Below are 16,845 nucleotides of genomic sequence, written 5' to 3' on the forward strand. Positions count from 1 at the left end.
GACGAAAGGCGGGGCCCGGAAGCATCCGGACCCCGCCTTCGTCGTCATCGGCTCAGGAGGCGCCGGTCGTGGCGTTCTCGAGCTTCGACATCACCTGGTTGATCGTGAACGACGCCGACTCCTGACGTGCGGGGAACTCGCGCAGGCTCTGCAGCATCCGTGCGACGTACGCCTGCGCCGGCACGAACAGGAACACGTGATCGAGCACCCAGTCCCAGTACGTGTTCGAGGTGATGTCCGCGCGCTCGAACGGATCAGTGCGCAGGTTGAACAGCTTCGGGAAGCGCAGCTCGACGTACGGCTCCTGCCACACCTGCAGCGTGCCGACGGCGCGCTGCTCGAGGAAGACGAGCTTCCAGTTCTCGAAGCGCAATGCCGTGAGGTCGCCGTCGTCGGAGACGTAGAAGAAGTGCCGTCGCGGACTGTGATCGGCTTCCCCGGTGATGTAGTCGAGCTGGTTGTGTCCATCAAGGTGCGCCTTGTAGTCGGTGCCGTGCAGCTGCGTGCCCTCCTTGAGGCGATCGGCGATGTCGACATCGCCCACGGCCGCGAGCAGCGTGACGAACCAGTCGTTGTGACTGACCATGCCGTTCAGCGTCGTGCCGGCGGGGATGCGCCCCGGCCAGCGGACCATCGCGGGGACGCGATAGGCGCCCTCCCAGTTGGAGTTCTTCTCGTTGCGGAACGGGGTCATTCCGGCATCAGGCCAGCTGTTCATGTGCGGGCCGTTGTCGGTGGAGTACATCACGATGGTGTTCTCGGCCAGGCCCAGCTCGTCCAGCAGGTCCAGCAGGCTCCCGACGACGTCGTCGTGGTCGAGCATCGTGTCGTGGTACTCGGACTGCCAGCGCCCGGCGCGCCCCTTACTCTCTTCCTTCGTGTGCGTACGGAAGTGCATGTGGGTCGAATTGAACCAGACGAAGAAGGGGGTGTCGTCGTCCGCCTGCTTGCGGATGAAGTCGGATGCCGCGTCGCGGAACTCCTCGTCGACGGTCTCCATGCGCTTCTTCGTCAGCGGGCCGGTGTCCTCGATCCTCTGCGTGCCGTCTGCGTTCGCCCACGAGTGGATGACGCCGCGCGGGCGGAACTTCTCGCTGAAGCCGGGGAACTCCTCGTCCGTCGGGTAGTCGGGGTGCTCGGGCTCCTCCTCAGCGTTGAGGTGGTACAGGTTGCCGAAGAACTCGTCGAAGCCGTGCGCGGTGGGCAGGAACTCGTCGCGGTCACCGAGGTGGTTCTTGCCGAATTGGCCAGTGGCGTAGCCGTGGTGCTTGAGCGCATCGGCGATCGTCGGGTCCTCGGCCTGAAGGCCGAGCTTCGCCCCCGGCATCCCGACCTTGGTCAGACCGGTGCGGTAGGGGTTCTGGCCCGTGATGAAGGCGGCGCGTCCGGCCGTGCAGCTCTGCTCGCCGTAGTAGTCGGTGAACTTCACGCCCTCATCGGCGATGCGGTCGATGTGGGGCGTGCGGTAGCCCATCAGGCCGTCCGTGTAGGTGCTGAGGTTGGAGATGCCGATGTCATCGCCCCAGATGATGAGAATGTTCGGCTTATCGGCCATGGTTCCTCTTTCCTTCGGATTGCGCGACGCGGAACCGCGTCCGAGAACACTCCACCACATCGGCTCCGGCCGAGGAAGAGCGCTCGTCCGTCGCGGGCGAGACCGTCACTCCCGGATGCTCACCGGGGTGCCGACCGGCAACTGTGCGAGACGGTCGATCGCTGCGCCCTCCAGTCGGATGCAGCCGTTCGAGATCGCTCCGGTGCGGGCATCGTGGTAGTGGAACGCGGTGACGGCGGCATCCGATTCGTCGAAGTCGTCGATGGTCGGCGACTGCACGGATAGATACACCATGGGGTGCCCGCGCGTGTACGCGAACGAGACCGTCTCGACGAGCATGATGAAGCTCCGTCCGATCGGGGTAGGGGTGTCGTCTCGTCCCCACGCGAAGTCCGTGGCGACACGCTCGGTGCCTCCTGCGCTCACGATGTCGACGGTCCGGTCGGACAGATCGACCTCGATCCGGCTGTCCGTCGTGCCGAACTCGACATCCTGCACGCGCAGCCAGCCGGTCACCTGCCCGGCGTCGCCGGCGGATGGCACCGACTGCCGTCCGGTGAGCAGGACGTGCACCCAGTGCTCCTGACGCTCGATCACGGGCACCGTGGTGCCGCCGTAGCGGTAGTCGCGCCCGAGCCAGGCCACAGGGTCGGCGGTGGGGTCCGCCCACACCGGGATCGCCTCCGCGGTCGCGCGGGCGGTCTGGCCGGTGAAGTCGGGATTGTCGTCGGTGTCGGTCGGCAGTGCGGGCAGGATCGCGAACACGTTCGCCTCGGGGAGCGCCGTCAGATCGAACGAGGCGGTGTCCGCGGGGAATCCGGTGGGCGTGGGAGTCGGTGTCGGCGTCGGCGTCGGCGTGCGGCGCGGCATCTCGACGGCGGCGACGCCGGAGGCGACCGGATCCTGTGCCGTGCGCGGCCACAGCGCGATCGCAGCGGCCAGGACCACCGCGACCGCGATGAGCGCCCCGACCGCCCAGAGCACCACACGGTTCAGCCGACGGCGCGGTGCGCGCCGCGAACGATCGCGCAGCACCGGGGGCCGCGAGGTCTCGGTCATGCCTCCATCGTGGACGCTGCCGCCGCGCCGCGCAAAGGCAGCATGTCGACGGGTGCGCGGGTGCATCGTGATCGGCCTGTGACACGGTGACGCTCTGTGACATCCGGATTCCGCGATCGCGGGCCTCGATGCCTAACGTATTCGAGTCCCACCAGGAGGAAACATGTCACGACGCACCACGTCCGTCATCGCCGCACTCGCCGCGGTCCCGCTCTTCGTCGCGCTCGCCGGCTGCGCCACCGCTGCCGACGACTCCGCCGGAGGCGAATCGGACGGCGGATCCACTGAGACCGTCAAGATCGGCGTCGTCGGCAAGTCGGATGCCCAGTGGGCGCCCTTCGTCGAAGCCGCAGCAGAGGAAGGCATCACGGTCGAGCTCGTCGACTTCGGCGGATACGAACTCCCCAACCCCGCGCTGACCGAGGGCGAACTGGATCTGAACCAGTTCCAGCACATCGTGTACCTCGCGCAGTACAACGACGCCTCGGGCGAAGACCTGCAGCCGATCGGCTCGACCGCCATCTACCCGCTGGGGCTCTACTCGAGCAAGTACGACGATGTCGACAGCATCCCCGAGGGTGAGACGGTCGCGGTTCCGGACGACGCGTCCAACCAGGCTCGCGCGCTCCTCGTGCTGCAGTCGGCCGGCCTCATCGAACTGAAGAGCGGCGGCACCATCTTCTCCGACCTGGCCGACGTCGACGAGGCGAAGTCCTCGGTGAAGGTGACGGCGCTCGAGGCCTCGGTCATCCCGACCGCGCTGCCCGACGTCGCCGCAGCGATCATCAACAACGACTTCGTCAAGCAGGCCGGTCTGTCGTTCGAGGACGCGATCGCTCAGGACGACCCCGAAGACCCCAACGCGCTGCCGTACGTGAACATCTTCGCCGCGCGCGCAGACGACGCCGACAACGAGACGTACCTCAAGCTGGTCGAGATCTTCCAGACCGATGAGGATGTGCAGGCCGGTCTTCTCGAGTCCTCCGGTGACACGGCGGTTGCGCTGCAGAAGCCCGTCGAAGACCTCGTGGGTTCGCTCGAGAAGGTGCAAGAGGACATCGCCGCGAGCGAGTGACCTCCTGAATGCGAGAGAATCGGGCGGTGCGCAATGCGCCGCCCGATTCGTCGTCTCCTCACGAAAGACCGGAGCCCCTATGCCGATCGTCTCGCTGACGAACGTCTCGAAGCGGTACCCTCCGACGAGCCGGGAGGCAGATCCCGTCATCGCCGTCGATGACGTCACGCTCGACATCGAACGGGGAGATGTCTACGGCATCATCGGATACTCGGGCGCGGGGAAGTCGACGCTCGTGCGACTCATCAATGCCCTCGAGCCGGCGACCGGCGGCTCGATCCTGGTCGACGGCGTGGACATCACGTCGCTCTCCGAGCGCGAACTGCGCCGCGTCCGCAGCGGCATCGGCATGATCTTCCAGCAGTTCAATCTGTTCTCTGCGAAGAGCGTCCGAGCGAACATCGCCTACCCGCTCAAGCTCGCGGGGTGGGCCAAGCGCGACATCGACGAGCGCGTCAGCGAGCTCCTCGCGTTCGTCGGGCTCAGCGATAAGGCCCGGTCATACCCCGAGCAGCTCTCCGGAGGACAGAAGCAGCGCGTCGGGATCGCGCGCGCACTGGCCACCCGGCCGGCCATTCTCCTGGCCGATGAGGCGACGAGCGCACTCGACCCGGAGACGACGCACGAGGTCCTCGCACTGCTGCGTCGCGTCAACGAGGAGCAGGGCATCACGATCGTCGTCATCACGCACGAGATGGATGTGATCCAGACGATTGCGACGAAGGTCGCGGTGATGGACTCCGGCCGCGTCATCGAGCGGGGCGACGTGTTCGAGGTGTTCTCCGAGCCGCAGCACCCCGCATCGCAGCGTTTCGTCGGCACCGTGGTGAAAGGCATCCCGTCGCCCGCCGAACTCTCCGTCCTGCGCGAAAGGCACAGCGGCCGCCTCGTGACGTTCTCGTTCCGTGACGGCGACTCGTCGCAGGCACAGGTCTTCGTCGATCTGGCGGCGGCCGGGCTGGAGTTCGAACTGGTCTACGGCGGGATCAACGACATTCGTGGACGTGCGTTCGGCCACCTCACCCTCGCCGTGCGCGGAGCCGATGACGTGATCGACAGCACGCTCGCACGCATCGGGTCGCATGTCACTGTGACGGAGATCACCGGAGAGGAGGCGCGCTGATGGATCGTCTGATCGAACTCGCCCCGGAATTCTGGGCCGCCGCGGCGGAGACGCTCTACATGACGTCCCTGACGCTGCTGTTCGGCGGCCTGCTCGGGGGCCTGCTCGGTGTGGCCGTGTACGTCACTCGGGCTGGCGGCCTGCTGGCCAATCGGCCGGTCAACGCGCTGCTCAACCTGGCGATCAACTTCTTCCGGCCGATTCCGTTCGTGATCCTCATCGCCGTCCTGATCCCCTTGTCGAGAGTGATCGTGGGAACAGGCATCGGCATCAATGCGGCGATCGTCGCTCTCACCGTCGGCGCCATGTTCGCGATCGGGCGGATCGTGGAGCAGCACCTGGTCACCGTGCCTGAGGGTGTGATCGAAGCCGCCAGGGCTATGGGCGCCGGACCGTGGCGCATTCTGTTCACGGTCGTCATCCCCGAAGCGCTGGGCCCGCTCATCCTCGGATACACGTTCGTCGTGGTCGCGATCATCGATATGACCGCGATGGCCGGTATCCTCGGCGCCGGCGGTCTCGGATCCTTCGCCCTCGTCTACGGCCACCGCCAGTTCGAGCCTGTTGTGATGTGGGCCGCGATCATCCTGATCGTCGTCTTCGTGCACCTCGTGCAGACGCTCGGCACGCGTTTGGCGCGGAAGGCCATGCGTCGCTAGCGAGCGCTCTTCGTCGGTTCAGGGCGCGAAGGCGAGCGTGCGTCGGGTGATGAACTCGCGCGCGGCGCCGGAGAGCGGATCGACGAAGCGCACTTCGCGCGCCAGCAACTGCAGCGGGCGCGCGAAGTCGTCTGGGGCCTCCGGCAGCAGCTCTGGATAGAAGGCGTCGTTCAGGATGCCGAGCCCGAGCGCCGAGAGATGCACACGCAGCTGGTGCATCTTGCCGGAGTGCGGTCGCAGCAGCGTGTGCACGACGTGCTCGTCACCGGGCAGCAGCTCGATCAGGGTCTCGGAGTTCGGTTCCCGTCCGGCATCCACTCGGACGCAGACGTGCCCGCGTTCCTTGACGATGTGATTGCGGTACACGAGTGGGAACTCCGGAACGTCGGCGGGGCGCGCCGAGACCGCCTCGTACACCTTCTCGACCTGCCGGTTCTGGAACAGGAGCTGGTACGCACCGCGCGTCTCGGCGCGCGCGGAGAACATCAGTAGTCCGGCCGTCGCACGGTCGAGGCGATGGATCGGCGTGAGGTCGTCATTGCCCAGCATCCGGCGCAGCCGCACGAGCGCGGAGTTCTGCAGGTACTTGCCGCCGGGGGTGCTCGGCAGGAAGTGCGGCTTGTCGATCACGACGAGGTCGAGGTCCTGATGCAGAACCTCGATCTCGAAGGGGATGCGTGTCTCCACGGAGGGCTCGCGGTAGTACCAGACGAACTCCGCAGCGCCCAACGGGGAATCCCGTCGCACGGCGGATCCGTCGATCGTGACGATCTCTCCGTCGTCGAAGCGCGCGAGCAGCCGCTCGGCGTCGAGGTGGTGGAACCGCTCGACCATGTACGCGGCGATGGTCGGCCATTCGCCGCTCAGAGGCACGTGCAGGCGGGTCGCGCCGACGCCGTCGCGCGCCGGCAGGGGAGAGGGCATCGGCATCAGACGTCGAAGCTCAGACTCAGTTTGCGCAGCAGGTTCGCGAGCCGATCGCGATCGCCACGGGAGAGTGCCTGCAGCAGGTCGGCTTCGACGTCGACGAGGCGGGTGATCGCGGCATCCACGCGGATGCGGCCGTCATCCGTCAGCGTGACCTGAACGCTGCGGCCGTCGCCGGGGTCGGCCTCGCGCCTGACCAGTCGGCGCGCCACGAGCCGGTCGATCCGGTTCGTCATCGTGCCGCTGGAGACCAGGGTCTGCTGCAGCAGCTGCTTCGGGCTCAGCTGGAACGGTGCACCGGCGCGACGCAGAGCGGACAGCACGTCCCACTCCCACGGCTCCAGTTCGCTGCGACGGAACACCTCGCGTCGCGCGCGGTCGAGCAGTCGCGTGAGGCGGTCCATCCGGGAGAGCACCTCGAGCGGCGAGAAGTCCAGATCGGGGCGCTGCACGTTCCACGCCTCGACGATCCGATCGACCTCATCAGCCTCGCTCATCCGTTCATTATCGCGCGCGGCCGTCGGCCGACCGGCCACGAGCGGCCAGCGGCAGCGTCATGAACGTGCTGAGCGGATCAGGGGCGTAGCGCCCGAACGCATCGCACTCGATGAAACCGGCTCTCGTGTACATCGTCCGCGCCGGCGCGAAGAAGTCATCGACGCCGGTTTCGAGCGAGAGTCGACGGATGCCGCGGCTGCGCGCATCCTCGATCAGGAACGCGACCATCGTGCGTCCGATTCCGCGGCCGCGCATCAGCGGGTCCGTGCGCATCGACTTGAGCTCCTCATGGCCGTCGTCCACGCGTGCGAGTGCGCCGGTGGCGACCGGCGCACCGCCGTCGAACGCCGCGTACAGTCGCACGTGCGGGGTGAGCAGGCCGTCCAGCGGCAGCGCGTGCTGGCTCTCCGGCGGCGCGGTGCCGATCATGTCGGAGTGGTGCGCGTCGATGAACTCGGCGATGGCGGGTGTCGCGACCAGGACGCGTTCGATGCTGAGGCTCATCGGTACTCGGGGAGGATCTCGTGCCAGACGCCGCGCAGGTGCTCGCGGGAATGCTCTTCGGCCGCTGCGGCATCCCCGTCGGCGATGTCCATCGCCACGCGAAGGTGCTGTTCCAGAGTGCCGGACGCCGGAGTGCTCGGGTGCATTCCGAGCCGGGTGCGCCCGGTCAGGACCTCGTGCACCGGCCGTTCGAGGGCGGCGAGGAGGGGATTCCCCGACGCGGTGAGCACGAGGGCGTGGAAGCGCAGATCCGCATCGAGATACTCCGTCGAGTCGCCGAGTCCGCGGTGACCGAGGTCATCCAGAACCTCGGCGAGGCGCCGGATCTCGGCGCGCTGCTCATCGTTCGCGCGCTGCGCGGCGAGGCCGGCCGCCAAGGGCTCGACGGCCACGCGCAGCTCCATCAGCGCCTCGAGCTGCTGCTGTCGGTCAGGGCCGGCGAGCGTCCACTGGATGATCTTCGGATCGAACTGGTCCCACCGGGTGCGCGGTTGCACCGTGATCCCGACTCGTCGTCGGGATGCCAGCATCCCCATGCTCTCCAGGACCCGCACGGCCTCGCGCACGAGCGTGCGGGATGCTTTGTAGTCCGCTTCCAACTGGGCGAGCGTGAGCACCTCGCCGTCGGCGAGCTCGCCGACGGCGATCCTGCGGCCGAGATCGTCGAGGAGATCGCCGTGCAGGTCTGCGGGCATCGTCGCTCCTGATCCGTGGGGGTGGTGGCCGTGATCCGGAATTGATACTACTATTGACGCCGCGCTCTCATAAGTAGTACTTTTGAGCCGAATTCATCCTCTTTCAACGGAGAAACCACATGGAAGACTGGACCCAGACCCTCGGGACCGGCCCGCTGCTCGGCATCGCCGCGGCAGCAGTGCTCCTCATCCTGTTCCTCGTCATCAAGGTCAGACTGCACGCGTTCCTCGTGCTCATCGTCGTCTCGCTGCTGACAGCGATCGCGACAGGGCTGCCGATGGGCGTCCTGGTCAACGACGTCCTCGTCGCGAACTTCGGCGGCACGCTCGGCGCGGTCGCGCTGCTCATCGGCCTGGGGGCGATCATCGGTCGGCTCATCGAGTCCAGTGGTGGCGCCAAGGTCATCGCCGAGAAGATGGTGTCGATCTTCGGCGAGAAGCGGGCTGCATTCGCGCTCGGTATCACGTCCCTCATCCTCGGGTTCCCGATCTTCTTCGACGCCGGCCTGATCGTGATGCTGCCGATCATCTTCGCCGTCGCACGGCGCATCGGCGGCAAGAACCTGCTGCTCTTCGGCTTCAGCGGTGCTGCCGCGTTCTCGGTCATGCACGTGTTCCTGCCGCCGCATCCCGGACCGGTCGCGGCGACCGAGCTCTTCGGCGCCGACCTCGGCGTCGTCCTCATCCTCGGTCTCATCCTCGCGTTCCCGACGTGGTACCTGTCCGGCTACCTCTGGGGCAAGTTCGTCAACAAGCGCTACCCGATGATCGTCCCGGCGCTGTTCGGCGAGAAGGACGATGACCAGCCGGCCAACCCGCCGAAGGTCAGCACGGTCGTCGCGATCCTGCTGCTGCCGATGGTGCTGATCTTCCTCAACACCGGCCTGAACGCGCTCGGCAGCGTCGGCGCGGTAGACCGCGACGAGACCTGGGTCCAGGCGCTCATGCTCATCGGCACCTCGCCCGTCGCGCTGCTCATCACGGCGCTCGTCGCGCTGCTCGTGCTCGGCAAGTTCCGCGGCGAGAACGGCAGCGCGCTGGAGAAGCTCGTCGAGGGCACCCTCGGCAGCGTCGCCTCGGTGATCCTCATCACCGGCGCCGGCGGCATGTTCGGCGGCGTGCTGCGCGCGTCCGGCATCGGAGACGCGCTGTCGACCAGCCTGGACGATCTCGGCCTGCCCGTGATCTTCGCCGCCTACCTGATCGCCGTCGCCCTGCGCGTGGCTCAGGGCTCTGCGACCGTCGCGCTCGTGACGACGGCCGGCCTGCTCGCGCCGGCGGTCACCAGCGGCGGATTCAGCGTGATCGACGTCGCAGCCATCACGCTCGCCGCCGCGGCGGGCTCGGTCTTCGCCAGCCACGTGAACGACTCCGGCTTCTGGCTCGTCGGCCGCCTCATGGGCATGGATGTCAAGATGACGCTGAAGACCTGGACCGTGCAGCAGGCGATCGAATCGGTCATCGGGTTCGTGTTCGTTCTCGCGGTATACGCGATCTTCTGACCGGACGGCGACATGAACGCACCCGATCAGGGCACCGCACGCGACATCGTCATCGGGGTCGACATGGGCACCACGGCGACCAAGGCCGTGGCATACACGGTGGACGGCGAGCAGGTCGCGACCGCTTCGCAGGGCTATCCCCTGGAGGAGCCGCACCCCGGTCACGCCGTCCAGGATCCGGAACTGATCCTCGGTGCCGTCCATCAGACGGTGCGCGAGGTCGTCGCCGAGATCGGCACGGCGCGCATCGCCGGACTGTCGTTCTCGGCGGCCATGCATTCGCTGATGGCGCTCGACGCGCAGCTCGAGCCGATCACCCAGGTGCTCACGTGGGCAGACACGCGCGCGTCTGTGCAGGCGGAGCGGATCCGCGCCTCGGCGAGCGGACTCGAACTCCACCGTCGCACCGGCACGCCGGTGCATCCGATGTCGCCCCTGCCGAAGCTCGTGTGGTTCCGCGAGCAGGAGCCCCGCATCCGTCAGGAGGCGGCGATCTGGGCGAACGCGAAGGACTGGGTCCTTCTGCGCCTGTGCGGTGCGCTGGTGACCGATCATTCGCTGGGGTCGAGCTCGGGCCTGATGGACATCCATCGACTGGCGTGGGACGAAGAGGCGCTGTCGCTCGCCGGCATCCGCGCCGAGCAGCTTCCGGAACTGGTCCCGACCACCACGGTCCTCGACGGCCTCACCGAGGAGGCATCGTCGGCCATGGGCCTGCCGATGTCGACGCCGGTCGTCGTCGGCGCGGGCGACGGGCCGCTCGCCAACCTCGGAGTCGGAGCGGTGCGTCCAGGAGTCGCCGCATGCTCGATCGGCACGAGCGGTGCGCTGCGCGTCGCGGTGGACCGGCCGGTGGTCGACCCACGCGGCGGCGTGTTCTGCTACGCCCTCACCGAGGATCGGTGGGTGATCGGCGGCGCGATCAACAACGGCGGCGTCACGCTGGACTGGGTGCGCCAGGAGATCGCGGACGACACGACCCCGATCGAGGAGCTGCTGGACCGTGCGGGGGAGGTCCCGGTCGGCTCAGGCGGCCTGCTCATGCTGCCGTACCTGCTCAGCGAGCGCGCGCCGCACTGGAGCAGCATCGCCAGCGGTGCGTACATCGGCCTCACCCGTGCGCACACGCGCGACCATCTGGTCAGAGCTGCCGTGGAGGGCGTCTCCCTCCAACTCGCTCTCGTGCTGCAGTCGATGCGGGCGGCAGGGCTCGAGGTCGACGAGATCCGCGCGACCGGTGGAGTGATCAAGCATCCGCTCTGGCAGCAGACGATCGCCGACGCCTTCGGCGCACCGATCGGCCTGCTCGCCGGCCAGGAGGGCTCCGGCTTCGGTGCAGCCCTGCTGGGGATGCAGGCGCTCGGCCTGATCGAGTCGATCGAGGTCGCAGCCCAGCTGCAGCCGGTGGAGCGCGTCGTGAAGCCTCGCCCGGCCGAATCGGCGGTGTACCGCTCGCTGCTGCCGGTGTTCGACGAGATCTACGACGCGCTGCTGCCCACGTTCCATCGCCTGCGACGGCTCGCCCCTTCGCTGCCGGTGTCGCACTGACCTCTTCCGCAGAGAGCGCACCTTGTCAGGTCGCACGCCGCCGCTCATGGCAGACTTGACGGGCGGGCGCTTCGACATGCTCAGGGAGCAGGAAGGCCCGTGGTCCGCCGTGGTGTAATGGCAGCACGACAGCCTTTGGAGCTGTGAGGTTCAGGTTCGAGTCCTGGCGGCGGAGCATGACGCAGAACAACCTCGCCATCGTCGTCCTCGCCGCAGGCCAGGGCACCCGGATGCGCTCGCGCCTGCCGAAGGTGCTCCATCCGATCGCCGGGCGCCCCCTCGTCGGACACGTGCTGACCACGGCACAGCGTCTGGGGGCCGAGCACATCGAGGTCGTGGTGCGTCACGAGCGCGACCAGGTCGTCGCGGCGCTCGCCGAGGACTACCCCGGAGCCGTGTTCGTCGACCAGGACGATGTGCCGGGCACCGGTCGTGCGGTCGAGGTGGCGCTGGATGCCATCCCGGACTTCGACGGCGACGTGCTCATCCTCTCCGGCGACTGCCCGCTGGCCGACGGCGACACCCTGAGCGCGTTCGTCGCCGAGCACCGTGCCACCGGCGCCGCAGCGACGCTCATGACCGCGATCGTCGATGACCCGACCGGATACGGACGGGTCATCCGCGACGACGCGGGCGACGTCGACCGCATCGTCGAGCAGAAGGACGCCACCGCGGATGAGACGGCGGTCACTGAGATCAACGCTGGCATGTACGTGTTCCGCGCGTCGGCGCTCCGCCGGTACCTGCCCACGGTCGGCGTCGACAACGCGCAGGGCGAGAAGTACCTCACGGATGTGCCTGGACTCCTCCGTCAGGCGGGCGATCGCGTCGCGGCATCCGTCGTCTCCGACGTCACCGTGACCTACGGTGTCAACGACCGCGCGCAGCTCGCGCTGGTCGGCCGCCTCCTCAACGAGCGCATCGTGCGGGGGTGGCAGCTCGCCGGCGTGACGATCGTCGATCCGGCCACCACGTGGATCGACGACGACGCGAAGCTGGCGTCCGACGTCACGGTCCTGCCGCACACGCAGATCCTCGGTGCCACCGTGATCGCCGAAGGCGCCACGGTCGGCCCGGACACGACGCTGGTCGACTGCGAGGTCGGAGCGGATGCCGTGATCAAGCGCACCGACGCGAACCTGGCCGTCATCGGCGCCGGCGCCACCGTCGGACCGTTCTCGTTCCTGCGTCCAGGCACGATCCTCGGCGCGAACGGCAAGATCGGGGCGTACGTCGAGACCAAGAACGCGCAGATCGGCGAGGGCAGCAAGGTCCCGCATCTGTCGTACGTCGGCGACGCGACCATCGGCCGTGGCGTCAACCTCGGCGCCAGCACCATCACGGCGAACTACGACGACGTCAACAAGCACCGCACTGAGATCGGCGACGAGGTGCACACCGGCTCGCACACGGTGCTCGTCGCGCCCGTTAGGCTGGGTGCTGGAGCGAAGACCGGAGCCGGTGCCGTCGTCCGAAAGGACGTTCCGGCAGGTGCCCTGGCCATGAGCGTGGCCCCTCAGCGCAACATCGAGGGGTGGGTCGAGAAGAACAGGGCAGGGACGGGAGCGGCCGACGCGGCATCCCGTGCACACGATGCGGCAGAGAAGGCAGGCGATGGCGCGCAGTAAGAAGACCGTTGAACTGGATCGGGACAACGGCATAGCACCGGGGCTCGTCGCCAAGACGAAGAAGCGGCTCGTCGTCGCCGGTGGTCGTTCGCATCCGGAGCTGACCCGTGCGGTCGCCGAGGCGCTGGGGACCGAACTTGCGCCGACCGAGCACCGCACCTTCGCCTCCGGCGAGATCTACGCACGCTTCGAGGTGTCGATCCGCGGCTGCGACCTGTTCCTCGTGCAGACCTTCGGAGAGCCGGTCAACGAGTGGCTCATGGAGACGCTCATCATGATCGATGCGGCCAAGCGCGCCTCGGCCAAGCGGATCACCGTCGTCGCCCCCTACTACCCGTACTCGCGTCAGGACAAGAAGGGCCGCGGTCGCGAGCCGATCAGCGCCCGACTCGTCGCCGACCTGCTCAAGACCGCCGGCGCCGACCGCGTCATGAGCGTCGACCTGCACGCGGCGCAGATCCAGGGCTTCTTCGACGGCCCCGTCGACCACCTGTTCGCCAAGCCGGTGCTGCTGGACTACTTCGAGCGCACGCTCAGCTCGGAGGATCGCGAGATCCTCACTGTCGTGTCTCCCGACATGGGCCGCGTCCGCGTCGCCGACACCTGGTCGGACAGCCTGGGGGCGCCGCTGGCGATCATCCACAAGCGCCGCGATCCGAAGGTCGCCAACCAGGTCTCGGTGCACGAAATCGTCGGCACCGTCGAGGGGCGCACCTGCCTGCTCGTGGACGACATGATCGACACCGGCGGCACGATCGTCAAGGCAGCGCAGGCGCTGAAGGCCAACGGTGCGCACCGGGTCATCGTCGCCGCGACGCACGCGATCTTCAGCGACCCGGCCAGTGAGCGCCTGCAGGATCCGTCGATCGACGAGGTCGTCGTCACCGATACGATCCCGCTGACCGAGTCGCGCCGCTGGGACAACCTCACGATTCTGCCGATCGCACCGCTGCTGGCGCGCGCGATCCGCGAGGTCTTCGAGGACGGCTCCGTCACGAGCATGTTCGGCGGAGACGCGTAGACGGCCTCTATCGCGGCGCCTCCGCACGGAGTCGGGAACAGCATGGCCGAACCACAGCCCAGCCATAGTCTGCGACCCTAGGCTCTCTGCAACCGACACCTTCAGGAGGACAGCCATGATGCGCACGACCGTTCCCTCTTCTGCCCGCAAAGGCGCCGCCGTCGCCGGCGTCGCCGGACTCCTCCTGCTCGCCGGATGCTCGACGGCGACGGATGCCGGTGGCGATGCCGATGCGGACTCCACCGCGTCGGAATCGACGTCGTCCGGGTCGACGTCCTCGGCGAGCGGTGAGTACACCGACGGCACCTACACCGCCGAGGGCTCGTACCAGACGCCAGAGACGGTCGAGACGATCTCGGTCACGCTGACGCTCGCCGACGGCGTCGTCACCGAGGTCGAGGTGACAGGCGACCCCCAGGCCCCCGAGACCGAGCAGTACCAGGGCGAGTTCATCGACGGCATCGAGGCCGAGGTCGTCGGCGTCGCGATCGACGACCTCGTCGTCGACAAGGTCGCCGGGTCCTCCCTGACGAGCGGCGGGTTCAACTCCGCCGTCGACGACATCAAAGAGCAGGCAGCGGCCTGAGGGGCCTCATGCCGGTGTGGCGGTTCCACGCGATCGGCACCCGCTGGGAGATCGAGAGCGCGCGGGAGCTCACGGAGGAGGAACGCGCGCGCGCGACCGCGGTGATCGACCGGTTCGATCGCGAGTGGTCGCGGTTCCGCGCCGACTCGGTCGTGACCTCGATCGCCGACGGCGGCTCTGCGCCTCTGCCGTCGGATGCCGCACTCATGCTCAACGCCTATCGCGAGCTGTCCGACGCCACTGACGGCGCGGTCAATCCGCTGATCGGCGGGAGCCTCGCCGCCCTCGGCTACGACGCGTCGATCTCGTTGGCCTCATCCGATCCGCAGCCGGCGCCAGCCGAATGGCGGTCGATCCTCGGCTGGGAGGATCGGCTGACCCTCGCCGCGCCCGCCGTCATCGACATCGGAGCGCTCGGAAAGGGGCGACTCGTCGACCTCGTCCAGCAGGCGCTGGCAGAGGTTGCAGGCGCGCTCGTCGTGGACGCCTCTGGCGATCTCGCGGTCCGCGGTGACGACGTGCGCGTCGCCCTCGAGCATCCGTACGACCCGAAGCGCGCGATCGGCGTCGCCACGATCCGGGATCAGGCCCTGTGCGCCTCGGCGATCAATCGCCGCGCATGGGGCGACGGTCTGCACCACGTGCTCGACGCGAGGACGGGAGAGCCGGTGCGCACGTGGGCCGCGACCTGGGCGATCGCCGCCGACGCGATGCACGCGGATGCCGTGGCGACCGCGCTGTTCTTCGACGGGGGGCCGTTGCTCGCCGCCGACTGGGGCGTCTCCTGGGTGCGCATGAGCACCGACGGCCGCGTCCAGCGCTCGCCGGATTGTCCGGTCGAGTTGTTCACCACGGCATCCTGAACCGGAAGATGCGGCAGAGTGAGTAACGTGACGATGTCCTTCACCGCATTCCGACAGCGGGTCCTCGCACGACTCGCGGCCCTGTCGATGTACCGCCTCGTGCTGACGGCACTGGCGACCCTGGCCGTGATCGCGCTCGTGCTGTCGAGCCTCGGCGTGATCGTCTCGCCGGAGCCGCTGGAGATCCTGGTCGCGTTCGCCGTGCTGACCGCCGTGATCTCGGCGGTGGATGCCGCGGCCCAGCGCATCCTGAGGCTGCCATGGCGGGTGGAATCGTCGCTCGTCACCGCGCTGATCCTGCTGTTCGTGCTGCGTCCGGGGTACGAACCGCCGGTCATCCTCGCCCTCGCGCTGGCCGGAGCGTTGGCGAGCCTGTCGAAGTACGTCATCGCCTGGCGCGGTCGTCACATCTTCAACCCTGCGGCGTTCGGTGCGGCCGTGGTCTCGATCATCGGCTCGTTCGGCGCGTTCGAATGGCTCGGCACCTCGTCGTCCTGGTGGATCGGCACGCCGTCCATGGCGCTGCCGGTCGCGGTTCTCGGACTCATCGTGCTCTGGCGCACCGAGAAGGTGCGGGTCGTCCTCGTCTTCGTGGCGATCGCGGTCGCGACAGCGGTGGTGCGTCAGTTCGTTCAGGCCCAGCAGTTCGACATCCCCGTCGATCTCGGATCGGCGCTGTCGTTCGCGGTGCTGCAGACGCCGTTCCTCTTCCTCGGGGCGTTCATGCTGTCCGAACCGCTCACCCTGCCGCCGCGGCGGTGGCAGCAGATCTGGGTCGCAGGCGTGGTCGGCGTGCTCGCCGGATGGCCGATCTCGGTCGCCGGGCTCTTCACGGTCGGGCAGGAGCGCGCGCTGCTCATCGGCAACCTCATCGCGTTCGCCTTCGCGCTGCGCAGTTCGGTGCGACTGACGCTCCGCGCGCGGGACTTCATCACTCCGACCGTGCAGGAACTCACATTCGAGGCCAGAGGACGACTCACGTTCGTCGCTGGGCAGTATCTCGAGCTGGACGTACCCCATCGCCGTCCGGATGCCAGGGGCACCCGCCGCGAGTTCAGCATCGTCTCGGCGCCCGCCGACCTGCCCACCCTGCGGATCGCGTACAAGAACGGCGACCAGAAGCATCCGTCCAGCTACAAGCTGGCCCTCGCGGCGGCCGAGCCGGGCGCGACGCTCGCGGTCACCGGGACGTGGGGGGACTTCCTGCTGCCGCGCGGCGGCGCCCCGGTGCTGATGGTCGCGGCGGGCATCGGCGTGACCCCGTTCGTCTCGCAGCTGCGTCAGCTGCAGCTGACGGGGCAGCAGCGCGACATCGTGCTCGTGTACGTGGCATCCGATGCGTCCGAGCTCGCGTTCCGCGATGAGCTCGCCTCCACGGAGGCGAAGGTCATCGTGTTCACCAGAGATGAGCCGGGTGGGCTCCCCGAGCACTGGAGCTGGGCCGAGGGGGTCCGACTGGATGCCGAGCACCTGGAACGCGTCGTGGGCGACCTGGCGGCGCGGCATGCGTTCATCTCGGGCCCGCCGCGCCTCATCGCGGATCTCGCGCCGGCGCTGCACAAGGCGCGGTCGCTCACGACCGACGCCTTCGCCGGGTACTGA

The 16,845-nt window shown here is 68.2% G+C and carries 16 protein-coding genes and 1 tRNA gene; 11 read left to right on the top strand and 6 right to left on the bottom strand.

Features of this window, described 5'->3' with window-relative positions; translation table 11 throughout:
* Positions 1 to 52 precede the first annotated feature (52 nt).
* Both ACWAT3_RS08420 and ACWAT3_RS08425 read right to left on the bottom strand, forming a co-directional pair.
* Complete coding sequence (locus tag ACWAT3_RS08420; protein WP_460797506.1) at positions 53 to 1,555, bottom strand: arylsulfatase; 1,503 nt, start codon at positions 1,553 to 1,555, stop codon at positions 53 to 55.
* A gap of 105 nt (positions 1,556 to 1,660) precedes the next feature.
* Positions 1,661 to 2,614, bottom strand: a complete 954-nt coding sequence (locus ACWAT3_RS08425; protein ID WP_460797508.1) for a L,D-transpeptidase — start codon at positions 2,612 to 2,614, stop codon at positions 1,661 to 1,663.
* Positions 2,615 to 2,777: 163 nt separating this feature from the next.
* On the opposite strand from ACWAT3_RS08425, the gene ACWAT3_RS08430 reads away from it, so the two are divergent.
* The 3 genes from ACWAT3_RS08430 to ACWAT3_RS08440 all read left to right on the top strand — a co-directional run bounded on the left by ACWAT3_RS08430 (position 2,778) and on the right by ACWAT3_RS08440 (position 5,471).
* On the top strand, positions 2,778 to 3,689 hold the full coding sequence (locus ACWAT3_RS08430; RefSeq protein WP_460797510.1) for a MetQ/NlpA family ABC transporter substrate-binding protein: 912 nt from the start codon (positions 2,778 to 2,780) through the stop codon (positions 3,687 to 3,689).
* 79 nt (positions 3,690 to 3,768) lie between these two features.
* Positions 3,769 to 4,812 carry a methionine ABC transporter ATP-binding protein gene (locus ACWAT3_RS08435; protein WP_460797512.1) on the top strand — a complete coding sequence of 348 codons (1,044 nt, stop codon included), beginning with the start codon at positions 3,769 to 3,771 and terminating at the stop codon, positions 4,810 to 4,812.
* Entirely contained in the window at positions 4,812 to 5,471 is a 660-nt protein-coding gene (locus ACWAT3_RS08440) for a methionine ABC transporter permease (RefSeq protein ID WP_460797514.1), read from the top strand. The genes ACWAT3_RS08435 and ACWAT3_RS08440 overlap by 1 nt, the downstream gene beginning before the upstream one ends.
* 18 nt (positions 5,472 to 5,489) lie before the next feature.
* Here the strand turns inward: ACWAT3_RS08440 and ACWAT3_RS08445 are convergent, their stop codons facing one another.
* Genes ACWAT3_RS08445 through ACWAT3_RS08460 form a run of 4 tightly spaced genes read right to left on the bottom strand, consistent with a single transcriptional unit; the run spans position 5,490 to position 8,095 of the window.
* Positions 5,490 to 6,395: a pseudouridine synthase gene (locus tag ACWAT3_RS08445; RefSeq protein WP_460797516.1), complete on the bottom strand. Its 906-nt coding sequence runs from the start codon at positions 6,393 to 6,395 to the stop codon at positions 5,490 to 5,492.
* A 5-nt stretch (positions 6,396 to 6,400) separates the two neighbouring features.
* Entirely contained in the window at positions 6,401 to 6,895 is a 495-nt protein-coding gene (locus ACWAT3_RS08450; RefSeq protein ID WP_460797518.1) for a MarR family winged helix-turn-helix transcriptional regulator, read from the bottom strand.
* 7 nt (positions 6,896 to 6,902) lie between these two features.
* Positions 6,903 to 7,400 (bottom strand): GNAT family N-acetyltransferase, encoded by a 498-nt coding sequence (locus tag ACWAT3_RS08455; protein WP_460797520.1) that lies wholly within the window; start codon positions 7,398 to 7,400, stop codon positions 6,903 to 6,905.
* Positions 7,397 to 8,095, bottom strand: a complete 699-nt coding sequence (locus ACWAT3_RS08460; RefSeq protein ID WP_460797522.1) for a FadR/GntR family transcriptional regulator — start codon at positions 8,093 to 8,095, stop codon at positions 7,397 to 7,399. Before ACWAT3_RS08460 ends, ACWAT3_RS08455 begins: the two co-directional genes overlap by 4 nt.
* A 119-nt stretch (positions 8,096 to 8,214) precedes the next feature.
* Between ACWAT3_RS08460 and ACWAT3_RS08465 the strand changes: the two genes are divergently transcribed.
* The 8 genes from ACWAT3_RS08465 to ACWAT3_RS08500 all read left to right on the top strand — a co-directional run bounded on the left by ACWAT3_RS08465 (position 8,215) and on the right by ACWAT3_RS08500 (position 16,845).
* Positions 8,215 to 9,597: a GntP family permease gene (locus ACWAT3_RS08465; protein ID WP_460797524.1), complete on the top strand. Its 1,383-nt coding sequence runs from the start codon at positions 8,215 to 8,217 to the stop codon at positions 9,595 to 9,597.
* A 12-nt stretch (positions 9,598 to 9,609) separates the two neighbouring features.
* Positions 9,610 to 11,145: a gluconokinase gene (locus ACWAT3_RS08470; RefSeq protein WP_460797526.1), complete on the top strand. Its 1,536-nt coding sequence runs from the start codon at positions 9,610 to 9,612 to the stop codon at positions 11,143 to 11,145.
* Between the two features lie 103 nt (positions 11,146 to 11,248).
* Positions 11,249 to 11,320, top strand: a tRNA-Gln gene (locus ACWAT3_RS08475).
* Between the two features lies 1 nt (position 11,321).
* Entirely contained in the window at positions 11,322 to 12,773 is a 1,452-nt protein-coding gene (glmU, locus tag ACWAT3_RS08480; RefSeq protein WP_460797528.1) for a bifunctional UDP-N-acetylglucosamine diphosphorylase/glucosamine-1-phosphate N-acetyltransferase GlmU, read from the top strand.
* Positions 12,760 to 13,794 carry a ribose-phosphate diphosphokinase gene (locus ACWAT3_RS08485; RefSeq protein WP_460797530.1) on the top strand — a complete coding sequence of 345 codons (1,035 nt, stop codon included), beginning with the start codon at positions 12,760 to 12,762 and terminating at the stop codon, positions 13,792 to 13,794. Before glmU ends, ACWAT3_RS08485 begins: the two co-directional genes overlap by 14 nt.
* A 115-nt stretch (positions 13,795 to 13,909) precedes the next feature.
* The gene (locus ACWAT3_RS08490) at positions 13,910 to 14,380 is read left to right on the top strand and encodes an FMN-binding protein (protein WP_460797532.1); all 471 of its coding nucleotides are present in this window, start codon (positions 13,910 to 13,912) and stop codon (positions 14,378 to 14,380) included.
* An 8-nt stretch (positions 14,381 to 14,388) separates the two neighbouring features.
* Positions 14,389 to 15,243: an FAD:protein FMN transferase gene (locus tag ACWAT3_RS08495; RefSeq protein ID WP_460797533.1), complete on the top strand. Its 855-nt coding sequence runs from the start codon at positions 14,389 to 14,391 to the stop codon at positions 15,241 to 15,243.
* Positions 15,244 to 15,276: 33 nt separating this feature from the next.
* A complete protein-coding gene (locus ACWAT3_RS08500; protein ID WP_460797749.1) occupies positions 15,277 to 16,845 on the top strand; it encodes an FAD-dependent oxidoreductase in 1,569 nt (522 codons plus the stop codon).

The sequence above is a fragment of the Microbacterium sp. GXF0217 genome (genome assembly GCF_054798195.1).

What these genes read in the sequence shown, in the direction of transcription:
- ACWAT3_RS08420 (WP_460797506.1), bottom strand. Translation starts at nt 1,555, where the DNA reads ATGGCCGATAAGCCGAACATTCTCATCATCTGGGGCGATGACATCGGC.
- ACWAT3_RS08425 (WP_460797508.1), bottom strand. Translation starts at nt 2,614, where the DNA reads ATGACCGAGACCTCGCGGCCCCCGGTGCTGCGCGATCGTTCGCGGCGC.
- ACWAT3_RS08430 (WP_460797510.1), top strand. Translation starts at nt 2,778, where the DNA reads ATGTCACGACGCACCACGTCCGTCATCGCCGCACTCGCCGCGGTCCCG.
- ACWAT3_RS08435 (WP_460797512.1), top strand. Translation starts at nt 3,769, where the DNA reads ATGCCGATCGTCTCGCTGACGAACGTCTCGAAGCGGTACCCTCCGACG.
- ACWAT3_RS08440 (WP_460797514.1), top strand. Translation starts at nt 4,812, where the DNA reads ATGGATCGTCTGATCGAACTCGCCCCGGAATTCTGGGCCGCCGCGGCG.
- ACWAT3_RS08445 (WP_460797516.1), bottom strand. Translation starts at nt 6,395, where the DNA reads ATGCCCTCTCCCCTGCCGGCGCGCGACGGCGTCGGCGCGACCCGCCTG.
- ACWAT3_RS08450 (WP_460797518.1), bottom strand. Translation starts at nt 6,895, where the DNA reads ATGAGCGAGGCTGATGAGGTCGATCGGATCGTCGAGGCGTGGAACGTG.
- ACWAT3_RS08455 (WP_460797520.1), bottom strand. Translation starts at nt 7,400, where the DNA reads ATGAGCCTCAGCATCGAACGCGTCCTGGTCGCGACACCCGCCATCGCC.
- ACWAT3_RS08460 (WP_460797522.1), bottom strand. Translation starts at nt 8,095, where the DNA reads ATGCCCGCAGACCTGCACGGCGATCTCCTCGACGATCTCGGCCGCAGG.
- ACWAT3_RS08465 (WP_460797524.1), top strand. Translation starts at nt 8,215, where the DNA reads ATGGAAGACTGGACCCAGACCCTCGGGACCGGCCCGCTGCTCGGCATC.
- ACWAT3_RS08470 (WP_460797526.1), top strand. Translation starts at nt 9,610, where the DNA reads ATGAACGCACCCGATCAGGGCACCGCACGCGACATCGTCATCGGGGTC.
- glmU (WP_460797528.1), top strand. Translation starts at nt 11,322, where the DNA reads ATGACGCAGAACAACCTCGCCATCGTCGTCCTCGCCGCAGGCCAGGGC.
- ACWAT3_RS08485 (WP_460797530.1), top strand. Translation starts at nt 12,760, where the DNA reads ATGGCGCGCAGTAAGAAGACCGTTGAACTGGATCGGGACAACGGCATA.
- ACWAT3_RS08490 (WP_460797532.1), top strand. Translation starts at nt 13,910, where the DNA reads ATGATGCGCACGACCGTTCCCTCTTCTGCCCGCAAAGGCGCCGCCGTC.
- ACWAT3_RS08495 (WP_460797533.1), top strand. Translation starts at nt 14,389, where the DNA reads ATGCCGGTGTGGCGGTTCCACGCGATCGGCACCCGCTGGGAGATCGAG.
- ACWAT3_RS08500 (WP_460797749.1), top strand. Translation starts at nt 15,277, where the DNA reads ATGTCCTTCACCGCATTCCGACAGCGGGTCCTCGCACGACTCGCGGCC.